We start from the raw sequence: 11831 nt of genomic DNA, 5'->3' as shown, positions 1-11831 counted from the left end.
AGTCAGATGGCATGGATATTCTGGTTTCAAGCGAGTGGTTGTCCGACGTCTTTGGCGCAACCGATCTGGTCATTTTGGACGCGTCGGCGCATCTGCCCGCAGCAGAGCGTGATCCCGAGGCGGAATTTGCCAGCGAGCATATCAAAAGTGCTCGCTATCTCGGCCTGCCAACGCTCAAAGACTTGGGCTCACCGGTTCCCGCCGCGCTACCTACGGCAAAGCAATTCTCGGAGCGATTGAGCGAGCTAGGCGTGATCGCGACCGACCGCGTGGTTCTGTATGATGATAGCGCGCTGCGCACATCCTGCCGCGCGTATTTCATCTTCAAGATGTTCGGTTTCGAAAATGTCGCCGTTCTCGATGGCGGCCTCGCCAAATGGAAGGCTGAAGGTCTGCCGACTGATAACGGTTCGGCGAACGTATCCTCCTCCGCCTATTCGGCTGCACAGGATGACCGCGCTAATGTGCGCAGCAAAGCCGACATGCTGGCCAATTGCGAAACGGGCGCGGAACAAGTGGTCGATGCGCGCGATGCAGGCCGCTTTACAGCAGAGATCGAGGATACTGTTCACGGCCTTGCCGGTGGTCATATCCCCGGTGCACGCAACCTGCATTTCGCGCAATTACTGCGCGATGACGGTACATTCAGAGACGCAGACGAACTGCGCGCTGCTGTCGATGCAAGCGGCCTCGATTGGGATCGTCCGATCTCCGCAAGTTGCGGCAGCGGAGTAACCGCGTCCGTCGTGCTGTTCGCGCTGGAACTGCTCGGCCACACCAATACAGCGCTCTATGATGGAAGCTGGGGCGAATGGGGTGCCGATCCCGATACGCCGAAAGAGACAGGTCCCGCGCGATGAGCGAAAGCGACGACCAAAAGAAGGGCTTGGGCACTCGCCTAGTCGGTGCTGGCCGCCGCCGCGAATGGACTGGCCCAGTGGTCAACCCGCCCGTCTGGCGCGCTAGCACGCATTTCTACGAAGACTGTGCCGACATGAAGAACGGTCATCCGAATGAGGACGGCCAATTCCACTACGGCACACGCGGGGCCCCTACCCAATGGGCGCTGGCAGACGCGCTGACCGAATTGGAACCGGGTGCATTCGGAACGATGCTCTACCCCAGCGGATTGGCGGCACTTTCGCATTCGCTGCTCGCTGTGCTGAAGCATGGCGATGTCCTGTTAATGACGGACAATGCCTATGACCCAAGCCGCGCGCTTGCTGGAACGGTGCTGAAGAATATGGGCGTCGAGACGCACTTCTTCGATCCGCTCGACCTTGATGGCTACGCCGATCTGTTTTGTGACCGAACAAAAGCGGTGCTACTCGAAAGCCCCGGCAGCCTGACCATCGAAGTGTGCGATATCCCGGCGCTGACCAAGATCGCGCGTGAGAATGGTGCAATCAGCCTGATCGACAACACTTGGGCCAGCGCGCTTGGCTTCCCGGCGTTGGAATATGGCTGCGATATTTCGATCACCGCATTGACCAAACATGCAGGCGGCCATGCCGATGTGCTGATGGGCAGTGCGTCGGCTGACGAAAGGCTCTACCGTAAACTGCGTCTTTCGGCGCAGCGTCTTGGCACCGTTGTTTCGCCCGATGACGCAGCGTTGGTTCTCCGCGGTTTGCGAACGATGGAATTGCGGCTCAAGCGCACTACCGAAAGCGCGTTGGCAATCGCACAATGGCTGGAAACACGTGCGGAAGTTTCTCATATTCTGTGTCCAATGCTGCCGGGAGCACCGGGGCATGATCTGTGGAAGCGCGACTTTTCCGGCGGATGCGGCCTGTTTAGCTTTATCCTCGCCGATGCCAACGTTGAAACGCGGGCGCGATTGGTCGACTCGCTGGAACTATTCGATATCGGTTACAGTTGGGGTGGGTATGAAAGCCTCGCCATTCCCTTCGATCCGGGCAAAAACCGTTCTGCATCAGCGTGGCCGCCGACCGAATGGGGCACTGGCGAACATCTGGGCGTTCGGCTAGCGATTGGATTGGAGGACCCGAAAGACCTGATTGCCGATTTGGCGCAGGGCTTTGCGGCGATGGAGCAAAAATGACCACGACCATAACCGGCCAACCGGCTGCTACGCCGACAAGCGCTGACACAACCGGTACGCCTCAAGCCGAGGCTGTGCCGTTGCTCAATCCAGAAACGGGCGAGCCACTCATAAACCCGGAAACGGGTGAGCAAATGATGGGTGTGCCAGCCCGTGAAGCCGTGCCCGTGATGGATCCGGAAACGGGTGAGCCGATTCTCGATCCAGAGACCGGCGAACCGTTGATGGCTATCCCGTCACCGGCGGAGACGCCTGCAGCAGAGCCGACCGAAGCTGTTGGCGCGTCGGAGGAAATCGGCGAGGCCGTTTCGGGCCAGAGCGAAACTTTAGGCAGCATGGTCGACTCGCTTGATGCTATGGCGATCAGTATCGGCGACAATATGCGCATCTCGCTATGGGATGGCATTGTCGTCATTGGCGTAATCTTCTTCGTCATCACACTGGCATGGATTGCGACGCGGCTGTGTGGTTCGCTGCTTAAACGTCTGACTCGGCTGGATGATACTCAGCGTCTGCTGACCGAGAAAATCACAACCATTGCGATCTGGGGTGCGGCCTTCTTCCTCGGCATCGACTTGTTAGGGATCGACTTGACCGCCCTCGCTTTCTTCGGCGGTGCATTTGGTCTGGCGATTGGTTTCGGTCTTCAGAAAACCTTCGGTAACTTGATCTCGGGCATTCTGCTGCTGATGGACAAATCCATTAAGCCGGGTGACGTTATTTCGGTTACCGATCAGGCGGGCAATGAAGGCTTTGGCCAGATCCGAAAGATCGGCATTCGCGCTATCTCGGTGATTACCCGCGATCAGACCGAATATTTGATCCCGAACGAAAATCTAATGATCAATCAGGTGGTCAATTGGTCCTATAGCTCGCGCGATGTGCGCGTGCGCGCGCCGGTTGGCGTGTCCTATGGCAGCGATCTTAATCTGGTCGAGAAGCTGCTTTATCAGGCGGTTGAAGAGACCGATCGTATCCTCAGCCACCCCAAACCTCGCGTGAACCTGATGGGCTTTGGCGACAGTTCGGTCGATTTCGAGCTGCGCTTCTGGATTCAAGACCCAGAGGGCGGTCTGGCGAATATCCGTTCGGATGTGTTCAAGCGGATCTGGAACCTGTTCCAAGAGAACGACATCGAAATTCCGTTCCCGCAGCGCGATTTGAATATTCGCGGAAGTGAGCAGCTCGACCAGCTGATCGAAGCCGTGGCGCAACGGGTCGAAGACAAACCCAAGAAGAGCCGACAAGACACCGCCTAGCCCGCAAAGCTGAACTTCCAGATTGGTTACATCCGCTTTCAATATGTTTGCTTCCTGCTCTGACAAGCATTCTAACTGGCGATAGCGCTGCCTCGGGTCCATTTCGGCCCCATGGAACAAACAGGTACAGTCTATCTCGTCGGGGCGGGTCCCGGCGACCCGGAGTTGCTGACGCTGCGCGCGGCGCGGTTGCTGCAATCGGCTTCGCTGATCGTTCATGACGGTCTGGTCGATCCGGCAATTCTCGCCATGGCGCGGCCCGATGCAACGCTGATTTCGGTCGCAAAGAAGCGCTCCAAGCACACGCTACCCCAAGACCAGATCAACGCGTTACTCGTCCGCGAAGCACGTGCCGGCCGCGATGTCGTTCGGCTGAAAGGCGGCGATCCATTCGTGTTCGGACGCGGCGGCGAGGAAATGGAAGATTGCTACGTCGCAGGTGTTCCGGTTGAGGTTGTCCCCGGCATCAGCGCCGCCAATGGCGCAGCAGCCGCTGCACAGATTGCCCTCACCCACCGCGATAGCGCCAGCATTGTCAGCTTCGTTGCTGGCCAGTGCAAAGGGCTGAATGATCAGAACTGGGCTGGCCTTGCCGGACCGGGCCGCACGCTGGTGATCTATATGGGCGTCAAAACCGCACCGCAGATCGCCGAGAAGCTGATGGAAGACGGTCTGACGCCTGACATGCCCGTTGCCGTAATCGAGAACGCCGCGCGACCTGAAATGCGCGTGCTGCGCGGTCCGCTCGCGGCTCTTCCCGATCTGGTGGAGCGTGAGAAAGTCATCAGCCCCGCGCTGATTGTAATTGGCGAAGTAACCGCGCGCGCAAACAACGCCGTGGCGCAAGTGGCGATGGAGGCCGCACAATGATTATTCTAACAGGCAATGATTTGAAGACCGGTGCAGTCGTCTGGTGGGACGGCGTCAGCTGGTCCGCGCATGTCGACAATGCCGTCGATGTTGGCGATCAAGCCGCCGAAATCATGGCGCGCGAGGAATCCTCCCGCCGCGTCAATGTCCCCTATTCTATCGAGGCAACCAAAGACGAAAACGGTGTGCGCCCTGCCCACATCAAGGACCGCGTCCGCGCGCTTGGCCCGACCGTCCGCCCCGACCTGACTCTCAAACCAGCCGATCCCGATATCGGCGAGTGGGTGATTTAAAATGTACCAGTACGACAAATATGACCAAGCAATGGTCGATGCCCGCGTTGCCGAATTTCGCGATCAGGCGCAGCGCCGTCTCGAAGGTAAATTGAGCGAAGACCAGTTCAAGCCGCTGCGGCTAATGAACGGCCTATACCTGCAATTGCACGCCTATATGCTGCGCGTCGCCATTCCTTATGGCACGCTCAACTCCGCGCAAATGCATGTCTTGGCCGATATCGCGGACAAATATGACCGCGGGTATGGCCACTTCACCACGCGCCAGAATATCCAGTACAACTGGATCAAGCTGGAAGACGCGGGCGATATTCTCGCCGATCTAGCCAAAGTCGAAATGCACGCGATCCAGACCAGTGGTAACTGCATCCGCAACATCAGCTCGGACCATTTCGCAGGCGCTGCGCAGGATGAGCTAGTCGATCCAAGACCTTATGCCGAATTGCTGAGACAATGGTCGAGCTTCCATCCGGAATTCATGTATCTGCCGCGCAAGTTCAAGATCGCGGTGATCGCCAGCGATACCGACCGCGCCGCGATGCGCTTGCACGATATTGGCATCCAGATCGTCGAGAAAGACGGCGAAATTGGCGCGAGTTTTTATGTCGGCGGCGGCATGGGCCGGACCCCGATGATCGCGCCGAATATCCGCGAGTTCGTGCCACTCGATCAGCTGATCACTTACTCCGAGGCGTGCTTGCGCGTGTATAACCGCTACGGCCGCCGCGACAATAAGTACAAAGCGCGGATCAAGATTCTCGTCCATGAATTGGGAGCCGAGGAATACACCCGCCAAGTCGAAGAAGAGTTCGCGCATCTGCTCGAACAAGGCATTGAGCCGCCACTCGCTGAGCTGGAGCGGATCAAGCCGTACTTCGCCGATCCGGCATTTGAGGATGGCGCGAAAACCGTCGACCGCAGCGATCCCGATTTCGCGCTGTGGGTCGACCGCAACACGCATCGCCACAAGCATGACAGCTATGTCAGCGCAGTCATCAGCCTGAAGCCCGTCGGCGGCATTCCCGGTGATGCGACAGCCGAGCAAATGCATCTGATGGCGGACCTCGCCAAGGAATACAGCTTTGACGAGATGCGCGTTATGCACACGCAGAACGTGGTTCTACCGCATGTGAAGATCGCCGATCTGCACGCGCTGTGGACCAAGCTCGACGCGGCCGACTTGGGCACGCCCAATCTCGACCAGATCGGTGATATTATCGCTTGCCCCGGCCTCGATTATTGCAGCCTCGCGAATGCGCGCTCAATCCCGCTCGCGCAGAAGATTTCCGAACGTTTTGCCGAAGGCGGCAAGCAGGACAAGCTGGGCGAATTGAAGCTCAAAATATCGGGCTGCATCAACGCGTGCGGGCACCATCACGCCGGTCATATCGGGATCCTGGGCGTCGATAAGAAGGGCGTCGAAAATTATCAGCTATCGCTCGGCGGTAGCGAGGCGGAGGATACTGCGCTCGGTAAGATCACCGGACGCGGCTTCGATGAAGAAGGCGTGCTCAACGCTGTCGACACGGTGACCGATGTCTACCTTGCGAAAAAGGAGGACGGGGAGCGCTTCCTTGATACCTATAATCGCATTGGCATGGCTCCGTTCAAGGAGGCGCTTTATGACTGATTTGGGAACAAGCCCTGACGGCGTTCAATTCCGTTTCCGCGACGACGAGATGGTCGATCACGCCAGCGTGACTGTCGATGCATTTCTTGAACAATCAAACTCGTCCGCAGTCCGCATCGAGCCGGGCGACGATGCACGCGACCTGCTGCCGCATCTCGATCGTATCGCCCTCGTGGAAGTGAACTTCCCCGTTTATGGCGATGGTCGCGGCTATTCGGCTGCGCGCGTTTTGCGCGAAGAAGGCTACACCGGTGAAATCCGCGCTGTGGGTGACGTGCTGGTTGATCAGCTCAACAATATGCGCCGCTGCGGTTTTGATGCGTTCCAACCCGATGTGGCGATGAACGAGGCCGACGCGCAGGCTGCTCTCGATACGTGGCCCGAAGTCTATCAGGCGACCACCGATGGGCGGAACCCAATTTGGAACATTCGTCATGGAGTTGGGCCTAATGAATGATATGCGCGCAATCGCCAGAGACATTGATCGTATCGATACCGGACCGCGTTTTTCGGATGATGATGCAGTACGCCTGAACCGCATGTTCCGTGGGCAGGACACGCGAGAAATGCTGCGAAACATGATCGAGGACAATATGGTCGGCGATCTTGCGACTGTTTCCAGCTTTGGTGCAGAAAGTGCTGTTTTACTGCACCTTATCAGCGAAGTTGCGCCCGATCTTCCGGTGCTGTTTCTCGACACGGGTAAACACTTTGATGCAACTCTCGCCTATCGTGACGAAGTGGTGGCAAAGTTCGGCCTGACCAATCTGCGCAATCTGACACCGGATGCGCAAACGCTCGCAACGAAGGATGAGACCGGGCTGCGCTGGTCTTACGATCCGGACGGTTGCTGCGAAATCCGCAAAGTCATTCCGCTCGCCAATGCGCTGGCAGATTTCGATGCGACACTAACTGGCCGCAAAGCGTTCCAGTCAGCCACGCGTGCCAATCTGCCACGTTTTGAAGTGGATACATCAGACTCTCAAGGCCGTCTCAAGATCAACCCGCTGATCGATTGGACCTCCGAAGATATCCAGACCTATTTCGAAGAGCATGACCTGCCGCGCCACCCGCTGGTGGAACAAGGCTACCCGTCGATTGGTTGTGGCCCCTGCACCAACAAGGTCGCCCCCGGTGAAGACCCACGTTCCGGCCGTTGGAAAGGGTGGGACAAGACCGAATGCGGCATCCACACGCCCATCGGCGATGATGGCGAACTACCGCCCGGTTTCGATCCAGCGTTCTAAAACCAACCCTGTTTGCGGTACCATTCGGCGGTTGATTTGAGCCCGTCCCGCGACGGAATAACCGCTTTCCAAATATCGCGTGGCACAGCCTTGTCCGTCCGCGCGACCCAGTTCGGATGGCACATATAGCCAACGCGATCTGCGGTAAGCTTGGCCTTGTCTCCGCGCAGCAGCCGATCCGCCTTGGCAGCGCTGGACAGCACGAATTTTGGCAAATGCGGGGCGAACACTTTGCGCCCCATAGCTACACCAATAGCTTGCGCCATTTCCTTATGCGACCAACCGCCTACGCGGCCATCGTCAGGCTCGAACATCTTACGGCGTACCTCCGGCGAAGACAGTACGAGAGCCAGCAGCAACTCCGCCAGATCATCAACATGGATCAACGATGTAGCCCCGCCCGGCGGTAGCGGAACCACACCAAACCGTGCGCTGTTGAACAGCTCGAACATGTCATTGTCGCGCGGGCCATAAACGGCAGGGGGGCGAACAATGGTCCAATCCAGGCCGCTTGCCTCGACGAGCTTCTCCGCCGCGAGCTTCGACGCGCCATATTGCGATAATTCCGGCTTGCGAGCGGAGAGCGATGACACGAACACCAAGCGCTTGACCTTCGCCGCTTTGCAGGCGTCTATCACCGCTTGAGTTCCAGTAACGTTGGCAGTTTCAAATTCTGCGGGATCAGGCGTATTCGTCAGGCCTGCAATGTGGATCATTGCGTCCGTTCCGCCTGCGAGTTTCTCTAGCGCGGGAATATCCGCAAGATTGCCCGGCACCCATTCTACAGTGGGTCGATCAGCCGGTACTTTTCGCGCCAACGCCCGTACGTCAGTGCCCTGACGCGCAGCTGCATCCAGCACCGCCTGACCGACAAAGCCGGTGCCTCCGGTAATCGCGATGGTTCCGCTCATAGCATCACCATTTGATCGCGGTGAACCACTGCCGATCTTGGCGCATGTCCGAGTATCTCAGCTTGCTGGGCCTGCCGTTTGCCGCTGATTGCGCGGCAGGTTTCGGAATCGTACTCCGCTAGCCCCTGAGCAATGGCGCAGCCATCGCCGTCGATAATCGATACCAAATCGCCGCGATCAAACACGCCATCGACCTCGACAATCCCAGCAGCGAGAAGGCTTGCACCACCTGCCAGCGCTGAAATGCAGCCTTCATCGACAATCAAAGTACCGCCCGGTGCAATTCGCCCGCCCAGCCAAGCGCGCCGGGCGCCGTCCTGCCTTTGAGGCACGAATATTGTTCCGCGCGAATGTTTCAGCGCATGGGCAATCGGTCGCTCATGCTGCCCGTTTACAATCACCAAGGCGATCCCTGCACGTTCGGCAATCTCCGCCGCTTGCACTTTCGACACCATACCGCCGGAACCAAGCCCAGAGCGTGAACCGCCATCCGCCATCGCACGAATGCTTGGCGTAACACCGTTCACGATCTCAACCAGCTTGGCATCAGGGTCTTCGGGATTGCGATCCATCAGTCCATCCACGTCAGACAACAGAACTACGGCGTCTGCGCCTGCTGCCTGACCTACGCGGGCCGCCAGCCTATCATTATCACCGAACCGAATTTCTTCCGTCGCCACGCTGTCATTCTCATTCACCACCGGCACGACGCCGGCTTCAAGCAAGCGCGATAGGGTCGACGATGCGTTGAGATAACGCCGCCGTTCTTCAAGATCGTCCAGCGTCACCAGCATTTGTGCCGCCGAGAGGCCATGCTTTTCGAGCAAGTCCGACCACAGGCCCGCGAGTGCAATCTGCCCGACCGACGCAGCTGCCTGCGCATCTGCCAGACTAGCCCGACCACCCTTAGGAAGTTTCAAACGCGCCGCGCCTAACGCAATCGCTCCGGAACTTACCACCACAACATTCTGCCCGCGCTCGTGCATTTCGGCGATTTCAGCGACCAGACCGGTCAACCACCGGGCACGCGGTTCTCCTGCTGGATCAACTAGCAGCGCCGAACCAATCTTGAGAACCAGCACCTTGCACTGGTCCGCTTCGGTCAGTTGATTGAGAGCCTTGATCGCCATTGCACATGGACTAGCGGGCAACGAGGCGTTTTTGAAGCACGCCCGTGACTAGAAATCAGATGGGCGACCAAGGCTTCGCTTCGTCCACCGATTCCTCTTCCGCCGCATTGGTCTCTGTCGAAGTACGGTCGGGTAGGTAGGAAAGCACCGCATTGAGCAGTTCGTCCATGCCGTCACCGGTCGCGCCTGAGACAGCGAATACGCGCTCTGCACCTGCCTCTGCGAGTTCTTCAGCAAAACCTGCAACCAACTCGCCGTCAGCCAGATCGGTCTTGTTGAGCGCGATCAATTGCGGCTTGTCGACCAGACCTTCACCATGCGCCGCAAGCTCGTCCTGAACGGTTTTCATCGCCTCTGCAGGATCGGAGCCGGAGATGTCCACCAAGTGTATCAGCACGCGGCAGCGTTCGATATGACCCAGAAACCGGTCGCCGATCCCAGCGCCTTCGGAAGCACCTTCAATCAAGCCAGGAATATCAGCGATCACGAATTCGCGCGCCTTGTGATGGACCACGCCAAGTTTCGGCACCAATGTGGTGAAGGCATATGCCCCGACTTTGGCGTTCGCATTGGTAATTTGGTTGATGAAAGTCGATTTACCCGCATTGGGCAGCCCCAACAAGCCAACGTCCGCGAGCAATTTTAGCCGCAGCCAGACCCACAATTCCTCTGATGGTCCACCCGGTTGGTGCTGGCGTGGAGCGCGGTTGGTGGAGCTTTTGTAGCTCGCATTGCCGCGTCCACCCTGCCCGCCTTCAAGGAAGACAATGCGCTGCCCCACTTCGGTGAAATCGGCGAGGATTTCTTCCTTGTCTTCCGACAAGACTTGCGTGCCGACAGGCACTTTGATGACCAGATCGTTGGCGCCCGCGCCGGTCCGATCGCGGCCCATGCCGTGCCCGCCGCGTTTTGCTTTGAAGTGCTGCGCGTAACGGAAATCAATTAGCGTATTGAGGCCCTGCTCAGCCTCGAAAACGATATCGCCGCCTTTGCCGCCGTTGCCGCCGTCAGGTCCGCCATATTCGACATACTTCTCACGCCGAAAGCTGACAGCCCCGGGACCGCCTTGGCCGGACAGCAGATAGATCTTGGCTTGGTCGAGAAAATGCATGGACGGCCCTTTAGGGCCATTGACCCCAATTGGCTAGCAGTCAGACAGCCGACGTCAGATCACTCGATCCCGTTGCCCACGTCGTCTCCACCTTCACCGCCATCAGAGATTCCCTCTTCGTCCAGTGTCGGTTGGACGACCGGATTGCTGACGAAAACCGGCTGTGTCGCGGGTGCCTGAGTTGGCACTGTAACATCGGTGGTCACCGGATCCTGGGATAGTGTAAATCCCGGAGCAATACCTGTGTCGTTCGGCGCCTCAATCGTCACCGGCTCGGTTGGCGATGGCAAGGTGATCGACGGAGCAGCCGTACTCGCGTCAACCGTGCCAACGGGCGGCAACGTAGTCGATATCACGGGTGCAGTCGATGCAGATGGCGGAACATCAACCGTGTAAATAGTCGCATCCGGTGTGATCGATGGGCCGATCGGGGATGGACCAACGGGCTGCGTTGCACCTAGTCCGGTCACCTGGTTCACGTCCTGCGCCGGCACGAGCTGTCCAACACTGCTGGCCACAACCGGCACCGGCTTGGGCGCATATTCGGCATCCCACGCGACGACATCGACCTGATATTTCTCATAGGCCGAGTAGAAATTGTCGAACACCTGCTCGATACGCGGCAGATTAATGCTTGCGAATAGGTCCAGCTGACCCACTTCAACCGTCAGCGATTCATTGGCTATCGCCGCCGCTGTCCGGCAAAATTGGGTCTTGGCAGGCGGTAACGCATAGTAGTTATAAACCTGCGTCATATAGCCATCATATTCGGCACGGTAGGTTCGTCCGTAATCCGCACGATACTGCGCTAGGATCGAGTCATTGGTGCGTTTCAGCTTGTTCCGATGGCGCTCCAACAACGAGCGATATGCTGGCAAAATCGAAACATATTGCGGATCAAGGCAATTGAGTGCTGCAACGTTGAGTGCCGAGCGCAAGTTCCACAAGGTCTGCGGCTTGCTCAGCCCATAATTGATAGTCCTACGCAAACCATCGCTGCCGCGCGGCGGGATATACATGCCCAATGCTGCACTACCCGGTGCAGTTGGACGCGGCGGGATCACTTTAACGACCGGCGGTGGTGGCGGAGGCGGAGGAGGTGGTGGTGGTGGCGGAGGTGGCGGCGTTACGCACCCTGCCAGCAGCGCTAAGCCAATTGCCGCCGATATAAGGCGGATTCTAGATTTGTTCGTCGCGAACATTCAGAGGCCCTCCAAAGCCGATGATCCGTATCCCCCGGACATTTTCCCATACCCTGCATTACGCTGGCATGAAGAGGAACCCTAACGCTGCATTTACCCAAAGAAAATGCCCG

General features: G+C 58.1%; 13 protein-coding genes. 9 read left to right on the top strand and 4 right to left on the bottom strand.

Features of this window, described 5'->3' with window-relative positions:
• Nucleotides 1-11: 11 nt before the first annotated feature.
• The 8 genes from J9777_RS01670 (at nt 12) to J9777_RS01635 (ending at nt 7364) form a co-directional block, all read left to right on the top strand.
• The gene (locus tag J9777_RS01670) at nt 12-860 is read left to right on the top strand and encodes a sulfurtransferase (RefSeq protein ID WP_209347064.1); all 849 of its coding nucleotides are present in this window, start codon (nt 12-14) and stop codon (nt 858-860) included.
• The gene (gene metC, locus J9777_RS01665) at nt 857-2065 is read left to right on the top strand and encodes a cystathionine beta-lyase (RefSeq protein WP_245228470.1); all 1209 of its coding nucleotides are present in this window, start codon (nt 857-859) and stop codon (nt 2063-2065) included. The genes J9777_RS01670 and metC overlap by 4 nt, the downstream gene beginning before the upstream one ends.
• A complete protein-coding gene (locus J9777_RS01660) occupies nt 2062-3324 on the top strand; it encodes a mechanosensitive ion channel domain-containing protein (RefSeq protein ID WP_245228469.1) in 1263 nt (420 codons plus the stop codon). The genes metC and J9777_RS01660 overlap by 4 nt, the downstream gene beginning before the upstream one ends.
• A 111-nt stretch (nt 3325-3435) precedes the next feature.
• Nucleotides 3436-4194: a uroporphyrinogen-III C-methyltransferase gene (gene cobA, locus J9777_RS01655; protein ID WP_209347062.1), complete on the top strand. Its 759-nt coding sequence runs from the start codon at nt 3436-3438 to the stop codon at nt 4192-4194.
• Nucleotides 4191-4487: a DUF2849 domain-containing protein gene (locus tag J9777_RS01650; RefSeq protein ID WP_209347061.1), complete on the top strand. Its 297-nt coding sequence runs from the start codon at nt 4191-4193 to the stop codon at nt 4485-4487. The genes cobA and J9777_RS01650 overlap by 4 nt, the downstream gene beginning before the upstream one ends.
• A 1-nt stretch (nt 4488) precedes the next feature.
• Nucleotides 4489-6117, top strand: coding sequence for a nitrite/sulfite reductase (locus J9777_RS01645; protein ID WP_209347060.1), 1629 nt, complete (start codon nt 4489-4491; stop codon nt 6115-6117).
• A 49-nt stretch (nt 6118-6166) separates the two neighbouring features.
• Entirely contained in the window at nt 6167-6574 is a 408-nt protein-coding gene (locus J9777_RS01640) for a DUF934 domain-containing protein (protein ID WP_245228583.1), read from the top strand.
• A complete protein-coding gene (locus J9777_RS01635) occupies nt 6567-7364 on the top strand; it encodes a phosphoadenylyl-sulfate reductase (RefSeq protein WP_209347058.1) in 798 nt (265 codons plus the stop codon). The genes J9777_RS01640 and J9777_RS01635 overlap by 8 nt, the downstream gene beginning before the upstream one ends.
• Here the strand turns inward: J9777_RS01635 and J9777_RS01630 are convergent.
• The 4 genes from J9777_RS01630 to J9777_RS01615 are packed head-to-tail and all read right to left on the bottom strand — an operon-like array spanning nt 7361 to nt 11535.
• Nucleotides 7361-8275, bottom strand: a complete 915-nt coding sequence (locus J9777_RS01630; protein ID WP_209347057.1) for an NAD(P)-dependent oxidoreductase — start codon at nt 8273-8275, stop codon at nt 7361-7363. The genes J9777_RS01635 and J9777_RS01630 overlap by 4 nt on opposite strands.
• Nucleotides 8272-9405, bottom strand: coding sequence for a glutamate 5-kinase (gene proB / locus J9777_RS01625; protein WP_209347056.1), 1134 nt, complete (start codon nt 9403-9405; stop codon nt 8272-8274). Before proB ends, J9777_RS01630 begins: the two co-directional genes overlap by 4 nt.
• 55 nt (nt 9406-9460) lie before the next feature.
• Complete coding sequence (gene obgE / locus J9777_RS01620; protein WP_209347055.1) at nt 9461-10516, bottom strand: GTPase ObgE; 1056 nt, start codon at nt 10514-10516, stop codon at nt 9461-9463.
• 59 nt (nt 10517-10575) lie between these two features.
• Nucleotides 10576-11535, bottom strand: coding sequence for a hypothetical protein (locus J9777_RS01615; protein WP_209347054.1), 960 nt, complete (start codon nt 11533-11535; stop codon nt 10576-10578).
• Between J9777_RS01615 and J9777_RS01610 the strand changes: the two genes are divergently transcribed.
• On the top strand, nt 11534-11803 hold the full coding sequence (locus J9777_RS01610) for a hypothetical protein (protein WP_209347053.1): 270 nt from the start codon (nt 11534-11536) through the stop codon (nt 11801-11803). The two genes, J9777_RS01615 and J9777_RS01610, sit on opposite strands and share 2 nt — an antisense overlap.
• Nucleotides 11804-11831: the final 28 nt, after the last annotated feature.

The organism is Pontixanthobacter sp. CEM42 (assembly GCF_017812015.1).
Classification (GTDB): Bacteria; Pseudomonadota; Alphaproteobacteria; order Sphingomonadales; family Sphingomonadaceae; genus Pontixanthobacter.
Note: the sequence above shows the minus strand (reverse complement) of the source record. Positions and strands in the feature narration are given on the sequence as shown.

Coding starts and splice junctions, on each gene's coding strand:
- J9777_RS01670 (WP_209347064.1), top strand. CDS start 12: ATGGATATTCTGGTTTCAAGCGAGTGGTTGTCCGACGTCTTTGGCGCA.
- metC (WP_245228470.1), top strand. CDS start 857: ATGAGCGAAAGCGACGACCAAAAGAAGGGCTTGGGCACTCGCCTAGTC.
- J9777_RS01660 (WP_245228469.1), top strand. CDS start 2,062: ATGACCACGACCATAACCGGCCAACCGGCTGCTACGCCGACAAGCGCT.
- cobA (WP_209347062.1), top strand. CDS start 3,436: ATGGAACAAACAGGTACAGTCTATCTCGTCGGGGCGGGTCCCGGCGAC.
- J9777_RS01650 (WP_209347061.1), top strand. CDS start 4,191: ATGATTATTCTAACAGGCAATGATTTGAAGACCGGTGCAGTCGTCTGG.
- J9777_RS01645 (WP_209347060.1), top strand. CDS start 4,489: ATGTACCAGTACGACAAATATGACCAAGCAATGGTCGATGCCCGCGTT.
- J9777_RS01640 (WP_245228583.1), top strand. CDS start 6,167: ATGGTCGATCACGCCAGCGTGACTGTCGATGCATTTCTTGAACAATCA.
- J9777_RS01635 (WP_209347058.1), top strand. CDS start 6,567: ATGAATGATATGCGCGCAATCGCCAGAGACATTGATCGTATCGATACC.
- J9777_RS01630 (WP_209347057.1), bottom strand. CDS start 8,275: ATGAGCGGAACCATCGCGATTACCGGAGGCACCGGCTTTGTCGGTCAG.
- proB (WP_209347056.1), bottom strand. CDS start 9,405: ATGGCGATCAAGGCTCTCAATCAACTGACCGAAGCGGACCAGTGCAAG.
- obgE (WP_209347055.1), bottom strand. CDS start 10,516: ATGCATTTTCTCGACCAAGCCAAGATCTATCTGCTGTCCGGCCAAGGC.
- J9777_RS01610 (WP_209347053.1), top strand. CDS start 11,534: ATGCCCAATGCTGCACTACCCGGTGCAGTTGGACGCGGCGGGATCACT.
- J9777_RS01615 (WP_209347054.1), bottom strand. CDS start 11,535: ATGTATATCCCGCCGCGCGGCAGCGATGGTTTGCGTAGGACTATCAAT.